General features: G+C 67.4%; 21 protein-coding genes. 13 read left to right on the top strand and 8 right to left on the bottom strand.

Translation table 11 applies throughout. The features are described 5' to 3' along the window. The first annotated feature begins 173 nt into the window (after window positions 1-173). The 4 genes from BLW05_RS02595 (at window position 174) to BLW05_RS02580 (ending at window position 7,335) form a co-directional block, all read left to right on the top strand. Complete coding sequence (locus BLW05_RS02595; protein WP_093159281.1) at window positions 174-1,034, top strand: alpha/beta hydrolase fold domain-containing protein; 861 nt, start codon at window positions 174-176, stop codon at window positions 1,032-1,034. A 245-nt stretch (window positions 1,035-1,279) separates the two neighbouring features. Beyond that, window positions 1,280-2,536, top strand: coding sequence for an efflux RND transporter periplasmic adaptor subunit (locus tag BLW05_RS02590; protein WP_093159279.1), 1,257 nt, complete (start codon window positions 1,280-1,282; stop codon window positions 2,534-2,536). 24 nt (window positions 2,537-2,560) lie between these two features. Continuing rightward, window positions 2,561-5,821, top strand: coding sequence for an efflux RND transporter permease subunit (locus tag BLW05_RS02585; RefSeq protein WP_093159276.1), 3,261 nt, complete (start codon window positions 2,561-2,563; stop codon window positions 5,819-5,821). Window positions 5,822-5,862: 41 nt separating this feature from the next. Further along, window positions 5,863-7,335, top strand: a complete 1,473-nt coding sequence (locus BLW05_RS02580; protein ID WP_093159274.1) for an efflux transporter outer membrane subunit — start codon at window positions 5,863-5,865, stop codon at window positions 7,333-7,335. Between the two features lie 66 nt (window positions 7,336-7,401). Here the strand turns inward: BLW05_RS02580 and BLW05_RS02575 are convergent, their stop codons facing one another. Continuing rightward, on the bottom strand, window positions 7,402-7,629 hold the full coding sequence (locus BLW05_RS02575) for a hypothetical protein (RefSeq protein WP_093159271.1): 228 nt from the start codon (window positions 7,627-7,629) through the stop codon (window positions 7,402-7,404). A 124-nt stretch (window positions 7,630-7,753) separates the two neighbouring features. On the opposite strand from BLW05_RS02575, the gene BLW05_RS02570 reads away from it, so the two are divergent. The 4 genes from BLW05_RS02570 to BLW05_RS02555 are packed head-to-tail and all read left to right on the top strand — an operon-like array spanning window position 7,754 to window position 11,602. Further along, window positions 7,754-9,223 carry a cobyric acid synthase gene (locus BLW05_RS02570; RefSeq protein ID WP_256329980.1) on the top strand — a complete coding sequence of 490 codons (1,470 nt, stop codon included), beginning with the start codon at window positions 7,754-7,756 and terminating at the stop codon, window positions 9,221-9,223. Continuing rightward, complete coding sequence (cobT, locus tag BLW05_RS02565; protein WP_093159265.1) at window positions 9,220-10,263, top strand: nicotinate-nucleotide--dimethylbenzimidazole phosphoribosyltransferase; 1,044 nt, start codon at window positions 9,220-9,222, stop codon at window positions 10,261-10,263. Before BLW05_RS02570 ends, cobT begins: the two co-directional genes overlap by 4 nt. After that, on the top strand, window positions 10,260-11,057 hold the full coding sequence (locus BLW05_RS02560; protein WP_093159263.1) for an adenosylcobinamide-GDP ribazoletransferase: 798 nt from the start codon (window positions 10,260-10,262) through the stop codon (window positions 11,055-11,057). The genes cobT and BLW05_RS02560 overlap by 4 nt, the downstream gene beginning before the upstream one ends. Further along, complete coding sequence (locus BLW05_RS02555) at window positions 11,054-11,602, top strand: histidine phosphatase family protein (protein ID WP_093159260.1); 549 nt, start codon at window positions 11,054-11,056, stop codon at window positions 11,600-11,602. The genes BLW05_RS02560 and BLW05_RS02555 overlap by 4 nt, the downstream gene beginning before the upstream one ends. Window positions 11,603-11,646: 44 nt before the next feature. Here BLW05_RS02555 and nth read toward each other — a convergent pair whose 3' ends face one another. Further along, complete coding sequence (gene nth / locus BLW05_RS02550; protein ID WP_093159258.1) at window positions 11,647-12,285, bottom strand: endonuclease III; 639 nt, start codon at window positions 12,283-12,285, stop codon at window positions 11,647-11,649. Window positions 12,286-12,363: 78 nt separating this feature from the next. Here nth and BLW05_RS02545 point away from each other — a divergent pair, with 78 nt between their 5' ends. Next, window positions 12,364-13,551, top strand: coding sequence for an aminotransferase-like domain-containing protein (locus BLW05_RS02545; protein ID WP_093159255.1), 1,188 nt, complete (start codon window positions 12,364-12,366; stop codon window positions 13,549-13,551). A gap of 21 nt (window positions 13,552-13,572) precedes the next feature. Here BLW05_RS02545 and BLW05_RS02540 read toward each other — a convergent pair whose 3' ends face one another. The 4 genes from BLW05_RS02540 to mfd form a co-directional block, all read right to left on the bottom strand. Then, window positions 13,573-15,774 carry an Ig-like domain-containing domain gene (locus BLW05_RS02540; protein ID WP_093159253.1) on the bottom strand — a complete coding sequence of 734 codons (2,202 nt, stop codon included), beginning with the start codon at window positions 15,772-15,774 and terminating at the stop codon, window positions 13,573-13,575. Window positions 15,775-15,975: 201 nt separating this feature from the next. After that, the gene (locus BLW05_RS02535; RefSeq protein ID WP_093159250.1) at window positions 15,976-17,232 is read right to left on the bottom strand and encodes a cystathionine gamma-synthase family protein; all 1,257 of its coding nucleotides are present in this window, start codon (window positions 17,230-17,232) and stop codon (window positions 15,976-15,978) included. 3 nt (window positions 17,233-17,235) lie between these two features. Next, on the bottom strand, window positions 17,236-17,946 hold the full coding sequence (gene serB, locus BLW05_RS02530) for a phosphoserine phosphatase SerB (RefSeq protein WP_093159248.1): 711 nt from the start codon (window positions 17,944-17,946) through the stop codon (window positions 17,236-17,238). Continuing rightward, window positions 17,943-21,425: a transcription-repair coupling factor gene (gene mfd / locus BLW05_RS02525; RefSeq protein ID WP_093159246.1), complete on the bottom strand. Its 3,483-nt coding sequence runs from the start codon at window positions 21,423-21,425 to the stop codon at window positions 17,943-17,945. Before mfd ends, serB begins: the two co-directional genes overlap by 4 nt. A gap of 98 nt (window positions 21,426-21,523) precedes the next feature. Here mfd and ispD point away from each other — a divergent pair, with 98 nt between their 5' ends. Beyond that, entirely contained in the window at window positions 21,524-22,234 is a 711-nt protein-coding gene (gene ispD, locus BLW05_RS02520) for a 2-C-methyl-D-erythritol 4-phosphate cytidylyltransferase (protein ID WP_093159244.1), read from the top strand. Further along, window positions 22,231-22,716, top strand: a complete 486-nt coding sequence (ispF, locus tag BLW05_RS02515) for a 2-C-methyl-D-erythritol 2,4-cyclodiphosphate synthase (RefSeq protein WP_093159241.1) — start codon at window positions 22,231-22,233, stop codon at window positions 22,714-22,716. Before ispD ends, ispF begins: the two co-directional genes overlap by 4 nt. 3 nt (window positions 22,717-22,719) lie before the next feature. On the opposite strand, the gene BLW05_RS02510 is transcribed toward ispF, so the two are convergent. After that, window positions 22,720-24,150, bottom strand: a complete 1,431-nt coding sequence (locus tag BLW05_RS02510) for a sensor histidine kinase (RefSeq protein ID WP_093160415.1) — start codon at window positions 24,148-24,150, stop codon at window positions 22,720-22,722. Between the two features lie 78 nt (window positions 24,151-24,228). Then, a complete protein-coding gene (gene ompR / locus BLW05_RS02505; protein WP_088956805.1) occupies window positions 24,229-24,960 on the bottom strand; it encodes an osmolarity response regulator transcription factor OmpR in 732 nt (243 codons plus the stop codon). A 171-nt stretch (window positions 24,961-25,131) separates the two neighbouring features. On the opposite strand from ompR, the gene BLW05_RS02500 reads away from it, so the two are divergent. Both BLW05_RS02500 and BLW05_RS02495 read left to right on the top strand, forming a co-directional pair. Beyond that, window positions 25,132-25,470: a hypothetical protein gene (locus BLW05_RS02500; protein WP_093159239.1), complete on the top strand. Its 339-nt coding sequence runs from the start codon at window positions 25,132-25,134 to the stop codon at window positions 25,468-25,470. Window positions 25,471-25,555: 85 nt separating this feature from the next. Then, window positions 25,556-26,227: an SIMPL domain-containing protein gene (locus BLW05_RS02495; protein ID WP_093159236.1), complete on the top strand. Its 672-nt coding sequence runs from the start codon at window positions 25,556-25,558 to the stop codon at window positions 26,225-26,227.

The raw sequence follows: 26,227 nt of genomic DNA, 5'->3' as shown, positions 1-26,227 counted from the left end.
GCTCCTGAGAGTGCGCTTTGGGGGTGGCCCTGGGGCCGGGGGAGCGGGATTCTCACATGGTCATTTGAGCCGATTGTTAGCCGGTTGGAAACAGAGTAGGGGCTCGTATCCTGTTTGAAGCATGAGGGCGGCGTCTTATATTCCATCCATCGTCCATCCACCGAGGCCGCCTCATGTCCACCCGACCGTCCCCGCCATCTGCCGATGCCGCTGCAGTCGCCGCGCGGGGTGCCGAACCCGACATCAGCATCGACCTGCCCGGTCGCGACCCCGTCAAGGCCCGCATCTACGGCGAGCGCGCCCGTGGCGCGACCGTGCCGTTGGTGCTGCATTTCCATGGCGGGACCTTCGTTTGCGGCGGTCTCGACAACGGCCGCAATGTGGCGCGCCTTCTGGCCGGCGCGGGCGCGGTGGTGGTGTCGCTCGACTACCCGAAAGCGCCCAAGGCGCCGTTCCCCGAGCCGATCGAGGTGGGTTACGCGGCTCTCGAATGGCTCTACAAGCAGCGCGCCAAGCTGGGTGGCAAGGGGGCCGACCTTTTCCTCGCAGGCGAGGAAGCCGGAGGCAATGTGGCGGCGGCGGTGGCGATGATTGCGCGCGACCGGGGCCATCCGCCGCTGGCCGGGCAGATCCTGTTGTCGCCCATGCTCGACCCCTGCGCCGGCACCGCCTCATTGCGGCAGGCGACGGGCGATGCGGTCCAGTGCCGGTGGGCGTCGGGCTGGCGGGAATTCCTGAACCGCCCGGTCAATGCCACGCACCCCTACGCGGTACCGGGCGGGTCGCTGCGACTGGCCGAGGTCGCCCGGACGCTGGTGCTGGTCGGCAAGGATGACCCGATGCGTGACGAGGGCCTCGCTTTCGCACAGCGGCTCCAGAACGCCGGCATTCCGGTCACGTGCAGCGTATTGCCCGGGGCCTCGAACTGGCCCGCTGCACTCTACGAGCCCGAGGGCTCCGGTTGCGCTGAATGCGAAGCGGTGGTGCAGAAGCACTTCCGCGAGTTCTTCAGCGCCGCACCGCCGCCTCACTGAGCGGCGACGCACGGTTCGCCGTGCGGCCATGGATCCCGTAGCGCGGGATCGATCCGAAGGCTGAGGGCCCGATCCCTCGTTCTCCTGCGACGGCAAAACCGCCGCAGCGGAGATGCCTTCGTCCGCGCAACGGCTGTGGCCGTCGACCGCCGTGCTCCCAACCGATTCCTTCCTTCCGCCGTCCTGCGCTATCCGCGCGGGAGGGCCCGTTGCATCCCAGAAGTCACCAAAAGGACGTATTCATCATGACGAACAACAAGTCTTCCTCCCTGGCCCGGCGCGGCCTCTGGCCCGCGGTGACCGGCGTCACGGCCCTGGTGGCCATCGCTTCGGCGGTGATCCTGGGCTTCCACAGTTTCAATGCCGAGGCGAACAATGCGCCGGCGGCCGGGGCGTCGCCCGCGGTGCCTGTGTCGGTCGCCAGCGTCGCCTCGACCGAAGTCAATACCTGGGACGAGTTCTCGGGCCGGCTCGAAGCGGTCGAGCGCGTCGACGTCCGTTCGCGCGTCGCGGGGGCGGTGCAGGCGGTGCATTTCCGCGAAGGTGCGCTGGTCAAGCAGGGCGAATTGCTGATCACCATCGACCCGGCGCCGTATGCGGCTGAAGTGGACCGCGCCGAAGCACAGGTCGTCGCCGCGCAGGCGCGCGTGGCCTTCACCCGCAGCGAGACGGAACGGTCTCGCCGCCTCTGGGCGGAACAGGCGATCGCGCAGCGCGAGTTGGATGAGCGGACGAACGCCAGCCGCGAAGCCGAAGCCAGTCTTCGCGCCGCGCAGGCGCAGCTGCAGAGCGCACGTCTCAATCTCGGCTACACGCAGGTGCGTGCACCGGTGGCCGGGCGGATCGGCAAGCTCGAGGTGACGGTGGGCAATCTGGTCGCGGCCGGCCCGGGCGCGCCGGTGCTCACGACGCTGGTGTCGGTCAGCCCGATCTACGCGAGCTTCGATGCCGACGAGCAGATCGTGGTCCGGGCGCTCAAGGACCTGCCGGGCGACAGCGGCGCACGCAATCGCATCGAAGGCATCCCGGTCCAGATGGGCACTGCGGGCACCGACGGCACGCCGTATGAAGGCCGCCTGCAGCTCATCGACAACCAGGTCGACGCCAAGAGCGGCACGGTGCGCGTGCGCGCCGCGTTCGACAACAAGGACGGCTCCCTGATCCCTGGCCAGTTCGCACGCATCCGCATGGGCCAGGCCCACAGCGACAAGGCGTTGCTGGTGAATGAACGCGCCGTCGGCACCGACCAGAACAAGAAGTTCGTGATGGTCGTCGGCGCCGACAACAAGGCCGAGTACCGCGAAGTCGCGCTGGGTGCGCCGTTCAACGGCCTGCGCATCGTGACCAAGGGCCTCGCGCCCGGCGAGCGGGTGATCGTCAACGGCCTGCAGCACATCCGCCCCGGCGCGGTCGTTGCGCCGCAGACCGTGACGATGGATGCGAAGGCCGAACTGGCACCGCAGACCCAGCGCGTCGCGCAAGCGAAGCCTGAGAAATCCTGATCCCGTTCGAGGAGGGAACCCACCATGAATCTTTCGAAATTCTTCATCGACCGGCCGATCTTTGCCGGCGTGCTTTCAGTGCTGATATTGATCGGCGGGCTGATTGCATTGCGTGGCCTGCCGATCTCCGAGTACCCCGAGGTGGTTCCGCCCTCCGTGGTGGTGCGGGCCAACTACCCGGGCGCGAACCCGAAGGTGATCGCCGAGACGGTGGCGACGCCACTGGAGGAGCAGATCAACGGCGTCGAAGGCATGCTCTACATGGGCAGCCAGGCAACCACCGACGGCCTGATGACGCTGACCGTCACCTTCAAGCTCGGCACCGATCCGGACAAGGCGCAGCAGCTCGTGCAGAACCGCGTCGCGCAGGCAGAACCGCGCCTGCCGGAAGAAGTGCGCCGGCTCGGCATCACGACCGTCAAGAGTTCGCCCGATCTCACGATGGTGGTGCACCTGCTGTCGCCCAACGGCCGCTACGACATGACCTACCTGCGCAACTACGCGGTGCTCAATGTCAAGGACCGGCTCGCGCGGGTGCAGGGCGTGGGCGACGTGCAGCTCTTCGGCTCGGGTGACTACTCGATGCGCGTGTGGCTCGATCCGCAGAAGGTCGCGCAGCGCGGCCTCTCGGCCGGCGACGTGGTGCGCGCGATCCGCGAACAGAACGTGCAGGCGGCGGCCGGCGTGGTCGGCGCTTCGCCGGGACTGCCGGGCGTGGACATGCAGATCTCGATCAATGCGCAGGGCCGCCTGCAGACCGAGGAGGAGTTCGGCGACATCATCGTCAAGACCAGCGCCGATGGCGCGGTGACGCGGCTGCGCGACGTGGCGCGGCTCGAACTCGGCGCGTCGAGCTATGCGCTGCGTTCGCTGCTCGACAACAAGGACGCGGTGGCGGTGCCGATCTTCGCGGCGCCGGGCTCGAACGCGATCCAGATCTCGAACGACGTGCGCGCCACGATGGCCGAGCTCAAGAAGAACATGCCCGACGGCGTGGACTACGACATCGTCTACGACCCGACGCAGTTCGTGCGCGCCTCGATCGAATCGGTGGTGCACACGTTGATCGAGGCGATCGCGCTCGTGGTGCTGGTGGTGATCCTGTTCCTGCAGACCTGGCGCGCATCGATCATTCCGCTGCTCGCGGTGCCGGTGTCGGTCATCGGAACCTTCGCGGTGATGCATGTCTTCGGCTTCTCGATCAATGCGCTGAGCCTCTTCGGGCTGGTGCTGGCGATCGGCATCGTGGTGGATGACGCGATCGTGGTGGTCGAGAACGTGGAGCGCAACATCGAGGCGGGTCTCGGCCCGCGCGAGGCGACCTACCGCGCGATGCGTGAAGTCTCCGGGCCGATCATCGCGATCGCGCTGGTGCTGGTGGCGGTGTTCGTGCCGCTGGCCTTCATCAGCGGGCTCACGGGGCAGTTCTACCGCCAGTTCGCACTGACGATCGCGATCTCGACCGTGATCTCGGCGATCAACTCGCTCACGCTGTCGCCCGCGCTCGCCGCCTTGCTGCTGCGCCACCACGATGCGCCCAAGGACGCGCTCACGCGTGGCATGGACCGTGTGTTCGGCCGCTTCTTCCGCGCTTTCAACCGCGTGTTCCATCGCGGCGCGGAGGGCTACAGCACCGGCGTCAAGGGCGCGATCTCGCGCAAGGCGCTGATGATGGTGATCTACCTCGCGCTCGTCGGCGTGACCTTCGGCCTCTTCAAGGCGGTGCCCGGCGGCTTCGTGCCGGCGCAGGACAAGCAGTACCTGATCGGCTTCGCACAGTTGCCCGACGGCGCGACGCTCGACCGCACCGAAGAGGTCACGCGCCGCATGAACGAGATCGTGATGAAGCAGCCGGGCGTGCAGCACGCGATCACCTTCCCGGGGCTGTCGATCAACGGCTTCACCAACAGCTCGAACTCGGGCATCGTGTTCGTTGGCCTGGACGAGTTCGACAAGCGCAAGTCGAAGGACCTCAGCGCCGGCGCGATCGCGGGGCAGCTCAACGCGCAGTTCAGCCAGATCCAGGATGCCTACATCGCGATCTTCCCGCCGCCGCCGGTGCAGGGCCTCGGCACGACGGGCGGCTTCAAGCTGCAGCTCGAGGACCGCGGCTCGGTCGGATACGCCGGCATGGACAAGGCGGTGAAGGCCTTCATGGCGAAGGCCTACCAGACGCCGGAGCTCGCGGGCATGTTCACGAGCTGGCAGGTCAATGTGCCTCAGCTCTACGCGGACATCGACCGCACCAAGGCGCGCCAGCTCGGTGTGCCGGTGACCGAAGTGTTTGACACCATGCAGATCTACCTCGGAAGCCTCTACGCGAACGACTTCAACCGCTTCGGTCGCACCTACAGCGTGCGGGTGCAGGCGGATGCGCCGTACCGGGCGCGGGCCGAGGACGTGGGCCTGCTCAAGGTGCGTTCGACCAGCGGCGAGATGGTGCCCCTGTCGGCGCTGATGAACATCCAGCCCAGCTACGGGCCGGAGCGAGCGATGCGCTACAACGGCTTCCTCTCGGCCGACATCAACGGCGGACCCGCGCCGGGCTTCTCGTCGGGACAGGCGAGGGCGGCGGTCGAACGCATCGCGGCCGAGACGCTGCCGCCGGGCGTGAGCTTCGAGTGGACGGAACTGACCTACCAGGAGATCCTGGCCGGCAATTCGGCGGTGTGGGTGTTCCCGCTCGCGATCCTGCTGGTGTTCCTGGTGCTGGCTGCTCAGTACGAGAGCCTGACCTTGCCGGTGGCGATCATCCTGATCGTGCCGATGGGCCTGCTGGCTGCGATGACGGGCGTGTGGCTCTCCGGCAGCGACAACAACATCTTCACGCAGATCGGGCTGATGGTGCTGGTCGGGTTGTCGGCGAAGAACGCGATCCTGATCGTCGAGTTCGCGCGTGAGCTGGAGTTCGCCGGGCGAACGCCGGTGCAGGCCGCGATCGAGGCGAGCCGGCTGCGCCTGCGGCCGATCCTGATGACCTCGATGGCTTTCATCATGGGCGTGCTGCCGCTGGTGCTGTCGACCGGCGCGGGCGCGGAGATGCGCCACGCGATGGGCATCGCGGTGTTCTCCGGAATGATCGGCGTGACCGCTTTCGGGCTGTTCCTGACGCCGGTGTTCTACGTGCTGCTGCGCCGCATGACGGGCAACCGTCCACTGAAGCTGCATGGCGAGGTGCCGCATGGTGATGCGTTCGTGTCGGGTGACCATCCGGTCGCGCCTTCGCATGCCGGTGGCGGACCGCTGCGGCCTTCGCCTGCCGCGCCGCTCAAGGCGATCGAGTGAGGCGCCGGGCCAACCTTTGTGAATCGAGAAGAAAGCTGATCATGAAAAACGAAACACAAGCCAAGGCGCGGCCGTGGCGGGCCGTGTTGTTGCCGCTGGTGGCGGCGCTGGTGCTGGCGGGTTGCGCGACGGCCAAGGTGGAGGCGCCGACCTTCGAGGCGCCCGCGCAGTTCAAGGAACAGGCTGTCGCGCCGGCCGATGGCGCGTGGACGCGCACACAGCCGGCCGAGGCGCAGCCGCGCGGCGAATGGTGGCGGGCGTTCAACGACCCGGTGCTGGACAAGCTGATCGAACGAGCCGATGCGCGCAACACGAACATCCAGGCGGCAGCCGCTCGGTTGGCTGAAGCGCGCGCGCTGGCGCGCAGCGCCGACGCCGAGCGCTCGCCGCAGGTCGGGGTGGTCGCGGGTGGCGTGCGCAGCGCCGGGCTGGACCGCAACCTGAGCCCGAGGCCGTCGACATTGCTGCAGGCGGGCGTCGCGGCTTCGTACGAGCTCGACCTGTTCGGCAAGCTGTCGCGGGCGAGCGAGGCGGCGCAACTGGATGCCGATGCGCGCGAAGGGCTGTTGCAGAGCACGCGGCTGCTGGTCGAATCGGAGACCGCGCAGACGTACCTGCAACTCCGTGCGGTCGATGCGGAGCGGGCACTGGTGCGCGACACGGTCGAGGCGTACCGCGACACGCTGAAGCTGACGCAGAGCCGGCAGCGCGCGGGCGATGTCGCGGAGCTGGATGTGGCGCGCGTGGAGACGGAGGTGGCGTCGACGGAATCCGATGCGCTGACGCTCGACCGCCGCCGCGCCGAACTGGAGCATGCGCTCGCGGTGCTGGCGGGCGATGCGGCTTCGGATTTCGGGGTGAACACGGATGAGTGGGCGACTGCGCTGCCTACGATTCCGCCGGGCGTGCCGGCGACTGTGTTGACCCGGCGGCCGGACATCTCGGCCGCGCAGAAGTCGGTGATGGCGGCGCAGGCGCGCGTCGGCGTGGCGCAGTTGGCATGGTTCCCGGACATCTCGTTGACGGCGGGCGGCGGCTATGCGTCGCAGGACCTGAGCGACCTGTTCAAGTGGTCGGCGAAGTCGTGGGGCATTGGCGCGCTGTTGAACCTGCCGCTTTTCGATGGCGGTCGTCGGGAGGCCGGGGTGCAGAGCGCTTCGGCGCAGCTCGACGGGGCGCTGGCGAACTACAGGACGCAGGTGCTTGTCGCGTTCAAGGAAGTCGAGGACCAGCTTTCTTCGCTGCGCATCCTCGAGCAGCAGGCGGATGTGCAGGCGAAGGCGGTGACCTCGGCGAGCAGGGCGACGAGCCTGTCCGATTCCCGGTATCGCAACGGCATGGTCAGCCAGCTCGATCTGCTCGATGCACGGCGGCAGGAACTCGCCAATCGCAGGCAGGCGCTGCAGGTGCGGTCGGCGCAGTACCAGGCGACGGTGGGGCTGATTCGGGCGTTGGGGGGGAGTTGGGACGTGAAGGTTGCTGCCTCTGACGGTCAGGCGGTTGCTGCGCGCTGAGGCTGCTTGTTTGACGGGGTGCGCGGCGGGCGGTGGTTCCCACACCCGGGCCGCCCCCGGAAACGCCTAGAGGATGGTCTCCGAGAACCCCCCGGAATCCGCCAACCGCCGCAGCGCATTCGCCCCCACGGCCAGCGCGCTCGAGTAGCTGGTCTGCGCCAGGGGCGCAGACCGGATCTTGCGGTAGTGAATCGCCTCCGTCTCGTCGCTGCTCACAGCCTCCAGAAGAACCCAATAGAACTGATTTGCTTCGCGCTCTTCGACCGTGAGCGCAATTTCTCGTAGTGCGGCCATTCGCCGTATTCCCTTTGTTTGCAGTTCATCTGAAGCTAACGGCGAATTAGATGAAAGGTTTTACATCGCTCGAACGAGACGCTCACGAACCGTGACGGACTTCACGTAAAGGACAATCGCCCCCATGAGTCCCAATGTGGTGAGTCCGCGAGCGCGCTGCGTGATGGTCCTCGGCACGACCAGCGGTGCCGGCAAGAGCTGGATCGCGACGGCGTTGTGCCGGTGGTATGTGCGCCAGGGCCTGAAGGTCGCACCGTTCAAGGCGCAGAACATGAGCAACAACGCGCGCGTCGTCACAGGTGGCGAAATCGGCAGCGCGCAGTATTTCCAGGCACTGGCCGCGCGCGCCGAGCCCGATGTGCGCATGAACCCGCTGCTGCTCAAGCCCGAGCGCGACACCCATAGCCAGGTGGTCCTGATGGGACAGGTCAGCAACGAGCTCTCGTCGCTGCCGTGGCGCGGACGAAGCGAGCGCGTTTGGCCGCAGATCGCGCAGGCGCTCGACGAGCTTCGTGCCGAGAACGACGTCGTCGTCATCGAAGGCGCAGGTTCGCCGGCCGAGATCAACCTGATGGCGAGCGACATCGTCAACCTGCGCGTGGCGCGGCACGCGAATGCGCGCTGCCTGCTCGTCACCGACATCGATCGCGGTGGTGCCTTCGCCCATCTCTACGGTACCTGGGCGCTGATGCCACCGGAAGACCGCGCATTGATCGCCGGCTTCGTGCTCAACAAGTTCCGCGGCGATGCCTCGCTGCTGGCGCCCGCGCCGCAGCAGTTGCAGGAATTGACCGGCGTCCCGACCGTCGCGACGCTGCCGATGTGGTGGCAGCACGGGTTGCCGGAGGAAGACGGTGTCTTCGACGACCGCAGCGTGGCGAGCGGCGAAGTCACGCGGACGATTGCGGTGATCGCCTATCCGCGCATCAGCAATCTCGACGAATTCCAGCCGCTCAAGAACATCGCGGGCGTGCGCCTGCGCTGGGCCCGCAGCCCCGCCGACGTGGCGGATGCGGACTGGATCGTCCTGCCCGGCTCCAAGAACACCAGCGGCGACCTCGCATGGCTGCGCGCCCAGGGACTGGACCGTGCGGTCGCTGCGCATGCGGCGCGTGGCGGCGCGGTGCTCGGCGTGTGCGGCGGGCTGCAGATGCTGGGCGAGGCGCTCATCGACCCGCATGGCGTCGATGGCAATGGGCCGGGGCTCGGCCTGCTGCCGGTGGTCACGGTGTTCGCCGCCGACAAGACGGTGCGGCATCGCGAAGCGAGCTTCGCGCAGGTGAACGGGCCGTGGGCCGCGCTCTCCGGCGTCACCCTACATGGCTACGAAATCCATCACGGCCAGACCGCCGAACACAGTGCCATGGCTGCGGCCGGCGATCGCGCCAGCGCCGTCATGGCCGATGACCTCGCGTGGCAGAACGGCACAGGCAACGTGCTCGGCCTGTACCTGCACGGTCTCTTCGAAGACCCCGTCGTGCTCAAGGCGCTCTTCGGCGTCGAAGCACGCACGCTCGATGCGGTGTTCGACGGCCTCGCAGATCACATCGAATCCAACTTTGAACCGGGCGTGCTGCGCTCCCTCATCCAATGACGCTTGAACTTCCCCCCATCGACAGCATCGACGACCCCGCGCTCGCGGCGCGGCTCCAGCATGCGATCGACAACAAGACCAAGCCGGTCGGCGCGCTCGGCCGGCTCGAAGCGCTGGCCTTGCGCCTCGGGACGATCCTTGGCACCACCGCACCCGCACTCGAATCGCCGCAGATGCTCGTTTGCGCCGGCGACCATGGGTTGGCGGCACGCGGCGTTTCGGCCTATCCGAGCGACGTGACCTGGCAGATGGTCGAGAACTTCCTCGCGGGCGGCGCGGCGGTGAGTGTCCTGGCGCGTCAGCATGGCCTCAAGCTCACGGTCGTCGATTGCGGCGTGCGGCATGCGTTCGCGCCGCGCGACGGCCTGCTCGTGCGCAAGATCGCGCCGGGGACCGCCGATGCATCCGTGGGCCCTGCGATGAGCATGGCGCAATGCGAAGAAGCGATCGCCAACGGCATGGCGCTCATGCGCGAGATGCCGGGCAACGTGGTGCTGCTCGGCGAAATGGGCATCGGCAATTCGTCCGCCGCGGCGATGCTGCTCGCGCGCCTCTCCGGCCAGGACATCGATGCCTGCACCGGTGCCGGAACCGGGCTGGATGCCGCCGGACGAGCCCACAAGCGCAAGGTGCTGCGCGGCGTGCTCGAACTGCATGCGGCCGCAACGAGCCCGCTGGCCGCCGTGGCGGCCTTCGGTGGCTTCGAGATCGCGACGCTCGTCGGCGCGGTGCTGCAGGCGGCGCACGAGCGGCGTGTGATCGTGCTCGATGGCTTCATCGCCAGCGCCGCGGTGCTCGTCGCGCAGGCGCTGCGGCCGAATGTGCTGCAGCGCTGCGTGGCGGCGCATGAGTCGGCTGAACCGGGCCATCGGCTGCTGTTGCACTACCTGTCGCTCCAACCGTTGTTGCAGCTCGACCTGCGCCTCGGCGAAGGCTCCGGGGCCGCGCTCGCATGGCCGCTGCTCGAATCCGCCTGCCGCATCCTGCGTGAGATGGCGAGCTTCGAATCGGCAGGCGTTTCGAGGCAGGAGCCAACGTGAACGGTGTGCGCCACTTTCTTCTGGCGCTTCAGTTTTTCACCCGCGTGCCCGTCACGGGTCCGCTGGCGGGATGGGTGGGGTTCAGCCCCGCGATGCTGCGCGCGAGCGCGGCGCATTTTCCCGGTGTCGGATGGCTGGTCGGCGCGTTCGGTGCGGGCGTGTTCTACCTCGCGTTCGCCGGCTTGCCGGGGTTGGCCGGCGCAGCGGTCGCGGCAATGCTGTCGACGATCGCGACGGTGCTGATGACTGGCGCATTCCACGAGGACGGACTCGCGGATGTGGCGGACGGCCTCGGCGGCTCGGCAGACCGCGCGCGGGCGCTGGAGATCATGAAGGATTCGCGCATCGGCGCATTCGGCGCGATCGCGCTGGTGCTGGCATTGGGCCTCAAGGTGGTGTTGCTGGCGGCCTTGGCGGAGGAGGGCGCGCTGCGTGTCGTTGTCGCGCTCGTGTGCGCCCATGTGCTCTCCCGCCTCGCGCCGCTGTTCCTGATCCGCTGGCTGCCGTACGTCGGCGACGAGAACGCGGCGAGCAAGTCGAAGCCGCTGGCGGATGCGATCAACAACGGCGCCATGCTGGTCGGGGTGGCCTGGTCGTTGCCGGCGGTGGCGTGGCTCGTCATGACGCTCGGCATCGCCCGCGGCCTGGCACCCGTGCTTCTTTGCGCGCTGGCCGCGTTCTTCATGGCGCGCCTGCTTCACCGGCGGCTTCGCGGATTCACTGGCGATGGCCTCGGCGCGACGCAGCAGGTCTGCGAGCTGGCGATCTATCTCGCCCTGGCCTGGCACGCATGAAGCTTGTGCTCATCCGCCATGCGCGAACGACCGCGGTCGAGGGCTTCTGCTATGGGCGAACGGATGTTTCCGTGCTGCCCGAAGTGACCCGCGCGGTGGCGGAGGGCGTGGCGCCGTTGTTGCCTGCCGGGGTGCCACTCACGTGTTCGCCGCTCTCGCGATGTGCCGACCTTGCGAGGACCATCATCGAGCTGCGGCCCGATCTCGGCATGTCGACCGACCCGCGCATCGCCGAGATGGATCTGGGCGATTGGGAAACGCAGCTTTGGTCCGCCATCGACCGCGCCGAGCTCGACGCCTGGACCCGCGACTTCGCGGACACACGCGCGGGCCGCAGCGGTGAAAGCACGCGGCAGTTCCTGCTGCGGGTGGGCGAGGCCTTCGATGCATGGCGGGCGGGCGGCCGCGACGCGGTCTGGGTCACGCACGCCGGCGTGATCCGCGCCGCATGGCTGCTTCGCGATGGCGTCCGCGCGATCGAGCGTTCCGACCAGTGGCCGGGCCAGCCGATTGCCTTCGGCGAGTGCGTGACGATCGAGCTTTGAGGGCCGAGTCCAAGCCGCAGGAAGGCTGGTCTCGCTTTCAGTCTTCAGGGCGCCGGCGTCTTCGGCTTGTAGTCACAGTAAGGTGACACCGCGCACTGCCAGCACTGCGGCTTGCGCGCAAGGCAGGTGTAGCGGCCATGCAGGATCAGCCAGTGATGCGCATGCAGCCGGTACTTCTCGGGTACGCGCTTTTCGAGCTTGAGCTCCACTTCCAGCGGCGTCTTGCCCGGCGCGAGGCCGGTGCGGTTGCCGACACGGAAGATGTGCGTGTCGACCGCCATCGTCGGCTTGCCGAAGGCGACGTTGAGCACCACGTTGGCCGTCTTGCGGCCCACGCCCGGAAGGGCTTCGAGCTCGGCGCGCGTCCTCGGCACTTCGCCGCCGTGCTGTTCGACCAGCATGCGGGCGGCTTCGACGAGATGCTTCGCCTTGCTGCGATACAGGCCGATGGTCTTGATGTAGTCCTCCAGCCCTTCGACGCCGAGCTGAACGATCGCCTGCGGCGTGTTCGCGACCGGGAAGAGCTTGCGGGTCGCCTTGTTCACGCCCACGTCGGTCGCCTGCGCCGACAGCAGCACCGCGGCGAGCAGTTCGAAAGGCGTGCTGTATTCGAGCTCGGTCTCCGGCGTGGGGTTCGCTGCCTCCAGCGTCGCGAAGAAGGGTTCTATGTCGGCTTTTTTCATCGTGGCCGGGAGTTTAGGGCGGGGCGCACACGGCTGCGACAATCGACGCTCTCCGCCAATCCCCGACAGAAGGTTCCCATGCAATTCGCCTCCCGCCTCGATAACGTCGAAACCTCCGCCATCCGCGAGCTCTTCAAGCTGCTCGGCAAGCCGGGCATCATCAGCTTTGCGGGCGGCTTTCCGGACAGCGCGATGTTCGACGTCGAAGGGCTGAAGGAAGCCAGTGCCAAGGCCCTCGCGGAAGAAGCGAGCGGCGCGCTGCAATACGGTGCCACCGAGGGTTATGAGCCGCTGCGCACGCAACTCAGCGCCTTCATGAAGACCAAGGGTGTCGATGTCGACCCCAGCGGCCTGATCGTCACCACCGGCAGCCAGCAGGCGCTCGATCTGCTCGGCAAGACGCTGGTCTCGCCCGGCGACAAGGTGATCGTCGAGGGGCCGACCTTCCTGGCGACCATTCAGTGCTTCCGCCTCTATGGCGCGCAACTGATCAGCGCACCGGTCGATGCCGATGGCGTGAAGACCGACGAGCTCGAAGCGCTCATCGCCGAACACAAGCCCAAGTTCGTCTATCTGATCCCGACGTTCGGCAACCCGAGCGGCGCGATGCTGAGCCTCGCGCGCCGCAGGAAGGTGCTCGAGATGGCGGTGAAGCACGGCACGGTGATCGTCGAGGACGACCCCTACGGCGATCTCTATTTCGACAAGGCGCCGCCGCCGTCGCTGATGTCGCTGACGAAGGAAGTGCCTGGCAGCCGTGAGCTGGTCGTGCATTGCGGCAGCCTCAGCAAGGTGCTGAGCCCGGGCCTGCGCATCGGCTGGATGATCGGTGATGCCGAACTGCTGGCCAAGGCGACGATGTGCAAGCAGTTCAGCGACGCGCACACCAGCACCTTCGCGCAGGCCACGGCGGCGCAATACCTCAAGAGCGGCCGCATGCCGGCGACGCTGGCCCACGTGCGCAAGGTCTACGCGGAGCGCGCCGAGGCCATGGGTGTGGCGCTGCGCAAGGAACTCGGCGATGCGATCACCTTCACGCAGCCGGGCGGCGGCCTGTTCTTCTGGGCACGTCTCACCGGCGCCAACGGCAAGGTCGCGGACGCCAATGAACTCGCCAGGCGCGCGATCGAGAAGCTCGTGGCCTTCGTGCCGGGCGCGCCGTTCTATGCCGAGAAGCCCGATGTCGCGACCTTGCGCCTGAGCTTTGCGACGGCGAACGTCGAGAAGATCCAGGAAGGCATCGCGCGCCTCGGCGCGGCGCTCTGAGGCGCCGCGATCCGGACGGCCTCAGGGCAGGAAGTTGAGCGACTCCGGCAACGGCAGGCTGGCCGGCATTTCGAACAGCGCGCCGGCACCGTCCGGGTCGATGACCTGTGCGCCGTCCGTGGCGAAGAACAGCGCGATCTGCGTTTGCGCCGCGGCGGCCAGCGGCGCGGCCGCCGGGATGCCGATGTTGGTGAGGAAGGTGTGCGGGTTCTTGGGAATGGCCCCTCCGGTCGCAGCGTAGGCGAGGTCGTTGCGGAAGTACATGGCGCGGTCCGCCAACTCTCCGGCGCGCAGGATCGCAGTGCTGGTCGGATTTGGAACGGTCTGATCTCCCTTGGCGAACTGCACGATCACCGGCTTGGGCCCATTTCCGGGCAGCGGCTGTCGGCGGATGTACGGCGCATAGGACACCGGGTTGCCCGTTTGCTGGACCCATTCGTTGTGTTCCAGCACCTCCTGGATCGCGGTGGCACCGGGCACGTTGTTCAAGAGCGGCGGCAGATTGCGCAGCGGAATGTTCTCGTTGAAGTTCAGATTGAAGGGTAGCGGCACGCCCGGCGTGGGCGGCAGGTTCAGCAACTGCGGCTGGCGCGTTGCCAGCGCGGCGGCCGTCAGGAACCGGAACCCGCCCAGCCGCGCCACTTCCGAGATGGATCCGCCCGGCACGTTCGGAACACCGGCCCTCACGGCGCCTTCCAGTCCGAGGAAGATCGTTCCGTAGATCCCGCCGAAGGATTGGCCGGCGTAGTAGATCCGGGTCTTGTCGATGTCGACCGAGCCGTCTCCCTCGATGTCGATCCCGGCCTGGATCTGGCGCACCAGTTGCATCAGGTCGACCACTGTCTGCCGCAGCCCGTCGCGGCTGGACACGATCGACACCGGGCCGACGGCGCTGACGCCCTCGGTCGAGTCGATCGTGCCGTTGCCGTCCTGATCGAATCCGCGGCCACCCGAGGGCACGACAACCGCCGGCGCACCGCCCAAGGGAATCACGTTGAGGGTGCCCAGGGGGCCGCCGCCGTGGCCGACGACGCTGATCGCCATCGTGGCGATGCCTCTCGACGCGAAGATCGAGGCCACGGTCCACGGTGCGCCGTACATGCTGTCGGTGAATCCATGGCCGAAGATCGCCACGGGCCATCCGTTCGCGGGTCGAGGGCCGCTCGGCAGGAACACCTCGACCAGCAGGTCGTTGCTCGACTGCGGGACCGGATGCCCCGTCAACGTCCCGGTCGGCGGAATGACCCGGGCTGCGTTCTCGTAGTCGGGCGAGCGGAACTTCCCGAAGGCGATGCGCCCCACCGCACCCGGAACGACGCCCAGCGCCGGTAGCGGGACGAACGAGGGGGTGAACGCGGGCGCCGTTCCGGTTTGCTGCATCCACTGGATGCCCGCGAGGTTGGCCACCGTGAACACGGCGCGCTGCGTGCCGCCGTTGCCGATCATGAAGTTCACCGGACCCGGGGTGGAGCGCCTGATCTGATCGCGGATCTTGAAGAGGTCGGCGCTGATGCTCTGCGTGGTGAACAGGCTCAGCGCCACGGCGCGATGCTTGCTCGGCCGGATCGTGCGGTCCGCGTCCTGCAGTGCCCCGAGATAGTCCGTCGTGTCACGGTCCTGCATCTCCGGGCGACCGGTTCCCTGGCGAAGCTGGCCGAATCGCCCGGCATCGATGGGATCGCCTGCCTTGTCGCGGATCCCGTTGGTGACGACGAGCGCGTAGCGCGTGTGTTCCTGCAGGAGCTCATCGGATTCGACCACCAGCGTCTTGCCGGCGACGTCCCAGGACACCTGGTTGATGCCCACCTTCTGCCCGAATCCGGCGCCTGAGAGCGTGTCGCCCAGGTTCACGAGATAGAGCGTGTCGCTGTTGACGGTGGACAGGTCGATGTCGCCGGTGAACGGCACGGTGATGCGCGGCTGCGTGTTGAAGCCGTCGAGCGTATTGATGACGTCGATGTCCGCGCACTCGGACACCATCACGGCGCAGTCCGGCTTGGGAAGGTTGACGCGCCTGAACGTGTTCTGGGTCCAGTCCGGCCGCGTGAACCGGTTGCTGGGGAAAGGGCTCGTCGCCGGGCTGGAGAAATCCAGCTTCACGCTGACGCCGGCTGCCATGGTGACGACCGGCGCTGCGATCAGAACAGCGAGGGTGGTCAGGCGCTGCGTGAACCGGCGAATGGGTCGGGCGTGTTCCGACCGGGCCTTGTGTCGATCCTGCATGGAGTCTCCTCTTGATTGTTGGGATTCGAGGCAGCCAGGAAGGCTTTGGCGCGAGTGGGCTGCAAGGGCTCGCCGACGGCTTTATATCGGCTTGTCGGTCCCGCGACCAGCTAGGGTTAGTCTGCTGCCGGGCGCGCGCACGGTGCCGTACCGTGCGCGCGCCGGCCCACCACATGGGGCCTTGACGTGCTTCCGGAGCGGTCAGACGGGCGCCAGTGCGCGATCGAAATCAGCGATCAGTTCGTCTGCGTCTTCCAGTCCGACCGAGACGCGGACCAACCCGTCCGCGATGCCCATCTGGGCGCGCACCGCGGGGCCGGCCTCCCAGAAGATCGTGGGCGCCACCGGAATGATCAGGGTGCGGTTGTCGCCGAGCCCCGTGGCCTTGATCGGCAATTGCAGACGGTTGAGCGTGGCTTGCATGTCGAGGCCCTCGCGCAGCTCGAACGCCATCAGCCATGAGCCGGCCTTGAAATGCCGCACCGCCAGCGCATGCTGCGGATGGCTCTCGAGCATCGGGTAGTGCACGGCCGCTATCGACGGGTGGGCTTCAAGAAAGCGCGCCAGCGAAAGCGCGGTGGCGCTGGTCTGGGCGACGCGCAGCGCGAGTGTCTCCGCGCCGAGGCTGATGCGGTGCGCCTGTTCCGGCGACAGCGTCGCACCCATGTCGCGCAGCGCCTTCTTGCGCAACTGCTGCAGCCCCTGCTGGCGCGGATCGACGCTGCGATAGCTCGGCGAGATGTTGGGATAGGCGGACCAGTCGAAGAGCCCCGTGTCGGTGACCGCACCGCCGAGCGCGGCGCCGTGGCCGGCGATCGTCTTGGTCAGGGAGTTGACCACCAGCCCCGCGCCGACGCTCTTCGGCTGGAAGAGGGCGGGCGAGGTGATGGTGTTGTCCACCACATAGAGAATCCCGCGCTCGCGGCACAGAGCGCCGATGGCTTCGAGATCCGGCACCTGCGTGCCCGGATTGGCGATCGTCTCGACGAACACCATGCGGGTGTTGGGCCGAAGCGCCGCGCGCACGTTCTCGACCGCGCGCGCATCGACCTTCGAGACCTCGATGCCGAGATCGCCCATCGTGCCGAACAGGCTGTTGGTGTTGCCGAAGACGAACTGGCTCGACACCATGTGATCGCCCGCGCGCAGCAGCGTGAGGAAGATCGCGGTCAACGCAGCCATGCCGGTCGAGAAGGACACGGTGCCGATGCCGCCTTCCAGCAGGGTGATCTTGCTTTCGAGTGCGGCGCTGGTCGGCGTGCCCTGGCGCGCATAGTTGAAGCCACCCTTGAACGTGCCCTGGAACACGCCGATCAGGTCCTCGACGCGGTCGAAGCCGTATTGCACCGACGTGTGGATCGGCTTGTGGATGGCGCCGTGCTCCACGCCGAAGCGGCGGTCGGCATGCACCGTGGCGGATGTGGGCAGCGGGCCCTTCTTGTCTTCAGTGTTGCCCATGTCTCACCTCAGCACTTCCAGCAGGCGGTCCAGCCCGCCTTCGTTGATCGCGACCATGGCCTGCTCGCGCACCTTCGGCTTGGCGTGGAAGGCCACCGAGAGGCCGGCCTCGCCCATCATCTGCAGGTCGTTCGCGCCGTCGCCGACGGCGATGGCCTCCTGCGGCGAGATGCCGAGCAGCGAGGCCACTTCGAGCAGCGTGCGGCGCTTCTCGGCGCCGTCGCAGATGTCGCCCCACGATTGCTGCACCACCTCGCCGGTGAGCTTGCCGTCCGCTTCGTCGAGCAGGTTGGAGCGTGCGAAGTCGATGCCGAGCCGGTCCTTCACGCGGTTGGCGAAGAAGGTGAAGCCCCCGGACACCAGCAACACCTTGAGCCCGGTGGCCTTGCATGCGGCAACGAGTTGTTCCGCGCCGGGATTGAGCCGAAGGCGATCGTCATAGACCTTCTGCAGCGCACCGACCGGCACGCCCTTCAGCAGCGCGACACGGCGGCGCAGGCTTTCCTTGAAGTCCTTGATCTCGCCGCGCATCGTGGCTTCGGTGATCGCGGCCACCTCGGCCTTCTTGCCGACCGCATCGGCGATCTCGTCGATGCATTCGATGTTGATCAGCGTCGAGTCCATGTCGAACGCGATCAGCTTGAAATCGGCCAACGCGAGCGGCGGCGTGAAGCGCTGCACGACGAGGCCGGGAGAGATTTCCTTGGGGGTCATACCGATGCGGATTCCTGTACTTTGGGCTGGCCCAGGCTGCGCAGCACGTCGCGCACCATCTGCGCGCGGTCCTTGGGCTCCTTGAGCTCGCGCTCGATGCGCAGCTTTTCGTTGCCGGCGAGCTTGATGTGCCTGTTCTTCTGGATGAGATTGATGATGTTCATCGAATCGACCGGCGGGTCTTTCCGGAACGTGATGTTGATGACGCCCGGAGCGGCATCGACCTTGGTGACGCCATAGGGCAGCGCCAGCACGCGCAGCCGGTGCATGTCGATGAGCGTCTGCGCCTGCGGCGGCAGCTTGCCGAAGCGGTCGACGATCTCTTCGAGCAGCGTGTCGATCTGGTCGGAGGTCTTCGCGGTCGCGAGCTTCTTGTAGAACGACAGGCGCAGGTGCACGTCGCCGCAGTAGTCATCGGGTAGCAGGGCGGGCGCGTGCAGGTTGATCTCGGTGGCCACCGACAGCGGCGACAGCAGGTCGGGCTCCTTGCCGGCCTTGAGCGAACGCACCGCCTCGGCCAGCATCTCGTTGTAGAGCTGGAAGCCGATCTCCATCATGTTGCCGCTCTGGTTCTCGCCGAGCACTTCGCCCGCGCCGCGGATTTCCAGGTCGTGCATCGCGAGGTAGAAGCCCGAGCCGAGTTCTTCCATCTGCTGGATCGCATCGAGCCGCTGCGCCGCCTGCTTGGTGAGGCCGTCGATGTCCGGCACCATCAGGTAGGCATAGGCCTGGTGATGGCTGCGGCCGACTCGTCCGCGCAACTGGTGCAACTGCGCCAGGCCGAACTTGTCGGCGCGGCTCATCACGATGGTGTTGGCGCTCGGCACGTCGATGCCGGTCTCGATGATGGTCGAGCACAGGAGCAGGTTGTAGCGCTGGGCCACGAAGTCGCGCATCACGCGCTCCAGTTCGCGCTCGGGCATCTGGCCATGGGCGACCGCGATGCGGGCCTCGGGCAGGATTTCCTCGAGCTTCTGGCGGCGGTTCTCGATGGTCTCGACCTCGTTGTGCAGGAAGTACACCTGCCCGCCGCGCTTCAACTCGCGCAACACCGCTTCGCGGATCACCCCGGTGCCTTCATTGCGAACGAAGGTCTTGATCGCCAGCCGCCGCTGCGGCGCGGTGGCGATCACGCTCAGGTCGCGCAGGCCTTCGAGCGCCATGCCCAGCGTGCGCGGGATCGGCGTCGCGGTCAGTGTCAGCACGTCGACCTCGGCGCGCATCGCCTTCATCGCTTCCTTGTGGCGCACGCCGAAGCGATGCTCCTCGTCGATGATCAGCAGGCCGAGGTTCTTGAACTGGACCGACTGCGAGAGCAGCTTGTGCGTGCCGACGACGATGTCCACGCTGCCGTCGGCGAGGCCCTTCGCGGCGGTGGTGATCTCCTTGGCCGAGCGGAAGCGGCTCATCTCCGCGACCTTCACCGGCCACTTCGCGAAGCGGTCCACCAGCGTCTGGTAGTGCTGTTCCGCGAGCAGCGTGGTCGGCGCGAGGAAGGCCACCTGCTTGCCGCCGGTCACGGCGACGAAGGCGGCGCGCAGTGCGACCTCGGTCTTGCCGAAGCCGACGTCGCCGCAGACGAGGCGATCCATCGGGCGCGGCGAGATCATGTCCTGGATGACCGCATGGATCGCCGCCTTCTGGTCCGCCGTCTCGTCGAAGCCGAAGTCGTTGGCGAACACTTCGTAGTCGGCGGCCGAGAAGCGGAAGGCATAGCCTTCGCGTGCCGCGCGCCGGGCGTAGATGTTGAGCAGTTCGGCGGCCGAGTCGCGCACCTGTTCGGCGGCCTTGCGCTTGGCCTTTTCCCATTGGCCGGAGCCGAGCTTGTGCAGCGGCGCCTCGTCGGCGCTGACGCCGGTGTAGCGGCTGATCAGGTGCAACTGCGACACCGGCACGTAGAGCGTGGCCTTGTCCGCATATTCCAGATGCAGCATTTCCTGCACCAGCGGCTTGCCGTCGGGGCCGGTGCCCTGGCCGAGGTCCATGTTGATCAGGCCCCGGTAGCGGCCGATGCCATGCGCCGAGTGCACGATCGGGTCGCCGACCGCGAGTTCGCTCAGGTCCTTGATCAGCGCTTCGACGTCGCTGACCTGTTCCTGCTTGCGGTTGCGTCGGCGCGCCGACGGTGCCGCGGCGAAGAGCTCGGTTTCGGTGACGAAGTCGATACCCTGTTCGCGCCACGCGAACCCGGCGACCAGGGCGGCGGTCGCAATGCCGATCTTTTCGTCTGCCGAGGCTTCGAACTCCGCCAGCGAATCGAAGGCCGGCGGGCCGACGCCGCTCGCGCGCAGGAAGTCCAGCAGGCTTTCGCGCCGGCCGTCGCTTTCGGCGATGAACAGCACCCGGTGGGGCGTTGCCTGGATGTGGGCCTTGAGCTTGACGAGAGGATCGTCCGCGCCACGCACCACTGCAAATGGTGGCAGGACGTCGAATTCAGCGTAGGGCGCATCGGCGGCCACATCGCCGCGCAGTGCGAGCTGGGCATGCGGCTTGGCGCGCTGGTAGAACTGCTCGGCGTTCAGGAAGAGCGCTTCGGGCGGCAGCGCGGGACGCTCCGGGTCGCCGCGCACGAGGCGAAAGCGTTCGCCGGTGTCCTGCCAGAAATTCTGGAACGCGGGTTCGAGGTCACCGTGCAGCACCACGGTGGCATCAGGGCCGAGGTAGTCGAACACCGTGGCCGTCTCTTCGAAGAAAAGCGGCAGGTAGTACTCGATGCCGGCGGTCGCGACGCCGTTGCCCATGTCCTTGTAGATGCGGCTGCGCGTGGGGTCGCCTTCGAGCAACTCGCGCCAGCGGCTTCGGAAGCGTGCTCGGGCGTCGTCGTCCATCGGGAACTCGCGGCCCGGAAGCAGGCGCACCTCGGGCACTGGATAGAGACTGCGTTGCGTGTCGGGGTCGAAGGTGCGGATCGAGTCGATCTCGTCGTCGAAGAGATCGACCCGGAAGGGCACCGGCGAACCCATGGGGAACAGGTCGATCAGCCCGCCGCGCACCGCGTATTCGCCCGGGCTCACGACCTGCGTGACGTGGCTGTAGCCGGCGAGCGTGAGCTGAGCCTTGAGCTTCGCTTCCTCCAGCTTCTGGCCGCTCTTGAAATGGAAGGTGTAGCCCGCGAGGAATCCCGGTGGCGCGAGCCGGTACAGCGCAGTGGTCGCCGGGACGAGCACCACGTCGGCTTCCTTCTGGCTGATCCGCCAGAGGGTCGCGAGGCGCTCGCTGATCAGGTCCTGGTGCGGCGAGAAGCTGTCGTAGGGCAGCGTTTCCCAGTCCGGGAAGAGCGCGCAGCGCAGCTCGGGCGCGAAGAAGACGATCTCGTCGATCAGCCGCTGGGCATCGTTGGCGTCAGCGGTGAAGACGGCAGTCGCGCGGCCTGCGGCTTTCTCGCGTCCGGCCAGTTGCGCGAGCATCAGTGCATCGGCCGACAGGGGCGGGCGGGGCAGCGTGAAGCGCTTGCCGGCCGTGAGTTGGGGGAGGTCCATGAAGTGCCTGGAAATGCAGAACACCCCGCGCCGACCGGCGAGGGGTGTGAAGCGCGATTCTAGAATGGCTGCCCCGTTCACGCAGGCCATTCGCATCCATGTCCGCTTCCCGTCTTTACGTGTTGATTCCCAGTGCCGGGACCGGCAGCCGAGCCGGCGGGCACGGGCCCAAGCAGTACCAGCGAGTCGCGGGCCGACCCATGGTCGAGCACACGCTGGAGGCCTTCCGGGCGCTCAAGGGCGTTTTCGCCGGCGTGGCGCTGGTGGTTTCGCCCGAGGATGCGGATGTCGGCCTCGTGCTGCAGCGCTTTCCGGCCGATGGCGAGTACCTGTTCCGCGTCGGCGGCGCCACGCGCGCTGCGACGGTGCGCAACGGGCTGCGTTCATTGCGGCAGGCCGGCGCCGGCGCGCATGACTGGGTGCTGGTGCACGACGCGGCGCGCTGCCTCGTCACGCCGACGCAGATCGAGGCGCTGATCGCCGCCTGCGAGCACGACGCCGTCGGCGGGCTGCTGGCGCACCGGCTGGCGGACACGCTCAAGGTCGCATCGCCCGACGGCCGGGTGGCGAGCACCGCGACGCGCGCCGACAAATGGCTGGCCCAGACGCCGCAGATGTTCCGCATCGGCATGCTGCTCGACGCGCTCGAGCGCGCGGGCGATGCGGTCACCGACGAAGCCAGCGCGATCGAGGCCGTCGGCCTCGCGCCGCTCCTGGTGGCGGGCAGCGGCCAGAACTTCAAATTGACCTATCCGGAAGATTTCGCGCTCGCGGATGCCGTCCTTCGCAGCCGGAAAATCCAGCCATGACCCCATTCAATCTGCGTATCGGCGAAGGCTGGGACGTCCATCAGCTCGTGGCGGGCCGCAAGCTCATGCTCGGCGGCGTCGAGGTGCCACACACCATGGGCCTGCTCGGTCACTCGGATGCCGACGTGCTTTTGCACGCGATCACGGACGCGCTGCTCGGCGCAGCCGCGCTGGGCGACATCGGGCGTCATTTTCCTGACACGGATGCGCAGTTTCGCGGCGCCGATTCCGCCGTGCTGCTGGCCGAGGCGGCGCGTCGCGTGCGCGCCGCGGGCTGGGAGATCGGCAACGTCGACTGCACCGTGATCGCCCAGGCGCCGAAGCTCGCGCCGCACATTCCGGCCATGTGCGAACGCATCGCGGCGGTGCTCGGCGTCGAAGTCGGGCAGGTGAACGTGAAGGCCAAGACGGCCGAGAAGCTCGGGCCGGTGGGCGAAGGCCGCGCGATGGAATCGCGCGCCATTGCCCTGATTCACAGATAGCCGTCAGGCGCGCGATTGCGGCTGCCTGTCCTTGTCCTTCGCCTGGGACGGATCGCCCTTTGCTGACGCGGCGCGCGGCATGCGGATGTGCGCGGCCAACCCGCGCCCGGGCGTGCTGGTGAGCGCAAACGTGCCGCCCATGCGCTCGATGTTCTTGGTGACGATCGACAGCCCGAGCCCCGCGCCCGCCGCCGAGGTCCGCGCCACGTCACCGCGAAAGAACGGCTTGCTCAGCTGCGACAGCAGGGCCGGCGCCACGCCCGCGCCGTGGTCGCGCACCTTGATCAGCACCGCGTCGTTGTGGGCCTGTGCCTGGATCGTGACGTCGGCGACGCCAGTCGAGGGCGTCTTGCCGTAGCGCCGGGCGTTTTCGACGAGGTTGGAGATCACGCGCTGCAGTTCCACCTCGTCGGCCATGACCCGCAGGTCGGTCGGCACTTCGACGGTGATCTTGATGTCCTCATGGTCCTGCACCGCGTAGGCGCAGGCGTCGACCACGTCGCGCAGCAGCACCGGCTTGAACTCGACGTGATCGGGGCGTGCGTAGTCGAGGAACTTGTCGATGATCGCGTCGAGTTGCGCGATGTCGGCGGCCATGTGGTCGCGCGCGTCCGGATCGGCGACGCTCATCTCGGTTTCGAGCCGCAGGCGGGCGAGCGGTGTTCGCAGGTCGTGCGAGATGCCGGCGAGCATCACCGCGCGGTCCTGTTCGATCTTGGCGAGCTGGTCGGCCATGCGGTTGAAGCCGACGTTCACCGCGCGGATCTCGTTGGTGCGGGCGCGTTCGTCGAGCCGGTGCGCCTCGTATTCGCCTTCGCGCACCTGCATCGTCGCTTGCGACAACTGCTTGAGCGGCCGGTTGATGAGCCGCGTGATCAAGGCGGCGCCGGCGAGCGACAGCGCCATCGTGGTCGCAAGCCAGATCAGCCAGGTGCGCCGGTCCAGGCGGCTGAAGCGGGTCGGGTCGACCAGCAGCCAGTAGGTGTCGCTCTCGATGGTGAAGCCGATCCACAGGCCGGGTTCGTCGTTGACGCGGCTGGCGACGGTCGTGCCTTCGCCGAGCCGTGCGATCAGCTCTTCGGTGACCCGTTGATCCAGCGCGCCGCTGGTGTAGGGCAGGAAGCGGTCACCCGGTTCGCGCGGAAGGATGCGAACGCCTTCCTGGTCGGCGAGCGTCTTGATCAGCGAAACGCGGGTGATCGCGTCGGAATACACCAGCGCCGCGCGCGTGAGGTTCACGAGCGAGGCGATCTGGTGCGCGGTCTGGATCGCGCGCGGCTCGTATTCGAGCGCGCGGAACGTCTGCAGCCAAGCGACCGTGCAGCCCACGAGCAGCAGGACGAGCAGGAAGAAGGTCCGCCAGAACAGGCTCAGGCCGAGCTGCAGCCGCGTGCGGCGCTTGCGCGACCCGATGCCGTCAAGCGGGCTCGGCAGCGTCCCCTGGGTGCTGTCCTCGAGCGGGCTCGGCTGGGTGGTCTGGGGGCCGAGCGTGACGGCCACGGGCTTCTGGCCTCAGGTCGTGCCGTCCGGCACGAACACGTAGCCGACGCCCCAGACCGTCTGGATATAGCGCGGCGCCGCGGCGTCGGATTCGACCAGCTTGCGCAGGCGCGAGATCTGCACGTCCAGGCTGCGGTCGAAGGGCTCGAACTCGCGACCGCGCGCGAGCTGGGCGAGCTTTTCCCGTGAGAGCGGCTGGCGCGGATGCCGCACCAGCGCTTTCAGCATCGCGAATTCGCCGGTGGTCAGCGACAGCTCCTCCCCATCCTTCTTGAGCGTGCGGGAGCCCAGGTCGAAGCTGAACGGGCCGAAGTTGACGGTCTCGTTGTCGGTCGATGGGGCGCCGGGCGCCTCCAGCGGCGGCCGGCGACGAAGCACCGCATGGACGCGGGCCAGCAGTTCGCGCGGATTGAAGGGCTTGCCGAGGTAGTCGTCGGCGCCGACCTCGAGGCCGACGATGCGGTCGACGTCCTCGCCCTTGGCGGTCAGCATGATGATCGGAGTGCGGTCGTTGGCGGCCCGGAGCCGGCGGCAAACGGAGAGGCCGTCCTCGCCGGGCATCATCAGGTCGAGCACGATCAGATCGACCGTGTCGCGAAGCAGGATCCGGTTCAGCGCTTTGCCGTCTTCAGCCACGATGACCTCGAAGCCCTCCTGGGTGAGGTAGCGACGCAGCAGGTCGCGGATGCGGGCGTCGTCGTCGACGATCACGATCTTGTCGGTGCGAGCTGGAGTCTGATTCATTTTTACAACGGTGAATTTGTAACAACGCCGATTTTGAGGGTGTTGCGCACCCGATGTGCCGCTTTGGGTAGTTGTTTGACACTAAGTTACAAAACTTGCGGCCGTTAGCGGGTAGGACGTTCACGCATTGCTTTGGGATGGCAAAGTCGCTGTTGCTGTCTCACAGTCGTTATGAATAGCAACAAATTCGCACTGCCATTTGTCCTTGCCTGCGCATCGCTCGGTCCCTTTGCCGAAGCGGGCCCCGTCGGCTACTTCCCCACTGGTGGCGCCCAGCAGCGCAGCCTGCGCGATGCGGTCGAGGCCCATCGTGCGGCCACCCGCGCCGAGGCCAAGCAGGGCGAGGCGATGGCGGGTCGCAGGCTGACGCCTGCCGAACTGGCGGAATTGCGTCAACAGGTACGACAACAATCGGCGCCGCGGCTGGTTCCGACAGAATCCGTGCCGGCCGAGCGCATGGTTCCGGGGCCCGATTTCAAGGGCGTGGCGCTGGGCAAGTCGCGCCCGTGAGCGGCGCCCGGCGCGAGCCTTGTCTTCAATCCAAAGGAATTCAGTCTTGAACAGAGCCAAATGGTTGGCGGCTTGCGCCGTCCTGATGGGTGCTTCGGCCGCTTGGTCGCAGGCCGTCACGCTTCCCTCGCCGCAGAACGTGCTGCAGCTGTCGGCCACGGCCACGGTGGAAGTCCAGCAGGATCAGTTGAGCATGACGCTCTCGACGACGCGCGATGGCACTGATGCGAGCGCTGTGCAGGCGCAGCTCAAGTCTGCGCTCGACGCTGCGCTCGCCGAAGCGCGCAAGAATGCGCAGGCAGGGCAACTCGATGTGCACACCGGGAACTTCACCATGTCGCCCCGCCGCAGCCGCGACGGCAAGCTCACCGGCTGGCAAGGGACTGCTGACCTGATTCTCGAAGGTCGGGATTTTCCGCGCATCGCCCAGACCGCGGGCCGGATCTCGACCCTGACCGTGCGGAACGTCGGGTTCAGCCTGAGCCGCGAACAGCAGGCCAAGGTCGAGTCCGAAGCCCAGGGTCAGGCGATCGACAACTTCAAGCAGCGGGCCGACGAATTGGCCAAGCGGCTGGGCTTTGCCGGCTACACGCTGCGCGAGGTGGCGGTCAACTCGCACCTCGGCGGGCCCATCCAGCCGCGCGTGATGGCGATGGAAATGGCCAAGGCAGCCTCGGCGTCGGATGCACCGGTGCCGATCGAGGCGGGCAAGACCAGCGTGGTGGTGAACGTCTCCGGATCGGTCCAGCTCAAGTAG

The sequence above is a fragment of the Variovorax sp. YR216 genome (genome assembly GCF_900107745.1).
Taxonomy (GTDB): domain Bacteria; phylum Pseudomonadota; class Gammaproteobacteria; order Burkholderiales; family Burkholderiaceae_C; genus Variovorax.
The sequence above is the reverse complement of the archived record's forward strand: the minus strand, read 5'-3'. Positions and strand labels throughout refer to the sequence as shown.

Coding starts and splice junctions, on each gene's coding strand:
- BLW05_RS02595 (WP_093159281.1), top strand. CDS start 174: ATGTCCACCCGACCGTCCCCGCCATCTGCCGATGCCGCTGCAGTCGCC.
- BLW05_RS02590 (WP_093159279.1), top strand. CDS start 1,280: ATGACGAACAACAAGTCTTCCTCCCTGGCCCGGCGCGGCCTCTGGCCC.
- BLW05_RS02585 (WP_093159276.1), top strand. CDS start 2,561: ATGAATCTTTCGAAATTCTTCATCGACCGGCCGATCTTTGCCGGCGTG.
- BLW05_RS02580 (WP_093159274.1), top strand. CDS start 5,863: ATGAAAAACGAAACACAAGCCAAGGCGCGGCCGTGGCGGGCCGTGTTG.
- BLW05_RS02575 (WP_093159271.1), bottom strand. CDS start 7,629: ATGGCCGCACTACGAGAAATTGCGCTCACGGTCGAAGAGCGCGAAGCA.
- BLW05_RS02570 (WP_256329980.1), top strand. CDS start 7,754: ATGAGTCCCAATGTGGTGAGTCCGCGAGCGCGCTGCGTGATGGTCCTC.
- cobT (WP_093159265.1), top strand. CDS start 9,220: ATGACGCTTGAACTTCCCCCCATCGACAGCATCGACGACCCCGCGCTC.
- BLW05_RS02555 (WP_093159260.1), top strand. CDS start 11,054: ATGAAGCTTGTGCTCATCCGCCATGCGCGAACGACCGCGGTCGAGGGC.
- nth (WP_093159258.1), bottom strand. CDS start 12,285: ATGAAAAAAGCCGACATAGAACCCTTCTTCGCGACGCTGGAGGCAGCG.
- BLW05_RS02545 (WP_093159255.1), top strand. CDS start 12,364: ATGCAATTCGCCTCCCGCCTCGATAACGTCGAAACCTCCGCCATCCGC.
- BLW05_RS02540 (WP_093159253.1), bottom strand. CDS start 15,774: ATGCAGGATCGACACAAGGCCCGGTCGGAACACGCCCGACCCATTCGC.
- BLW05_RS02535 (WP_093159250.1), bottom strand. CDS start 17,232: ATGGGCAACACTGAAGACAAGAAGGGCCCGCTGCCCACATCCGCCACG.
- serB (WP_093159248.1), bottom strand. CDS start 17,946: ATGACCCCCAAGGAAATCTCTCCCGGCCTCGTCGTGCAGCGCTTCACG.
- mfd (WP_093159246.1), bottom strand. CDS start 21,425: ATGGACCTCCCCCAACTCACGGCCGGCAAGCGCTTCACGCTGCCCCGC.
- ispD (WP_093159244.1), top strand. CDS start 21,524: ATGTCCGCTTCCCGTCTTTACGTGTTGATTCCCAGTGCCGGGACCGGC.
- ispF (WP_093159241.1), top strand. CDS start 22,231: ATGACCCCATTCAATCTGCGTATCGGCGAAGGCTGGGACGTCCATCAG.
- ompR (WP_088956805.1), bottom strand. CDS start 24,960: ATGAATCAGACTCCAGCTCGCACCGACAAGATCGTGATCGTCGACGAC.
- BLW05_RS02500 (WP_093159239.1), top strand. CDS start 25,132: ATGAATAGCAACAAATTCGCACTGCCATTTGTCCTTGCCTGCGCATCG.
- BLW05_RS02495 (WP_093159236.1), top strand. CDS start 25,556: ATGGGTGCTTCGGCCGCTTGGTCGCAGGCCGTCACGCTTCCCTCGCCG.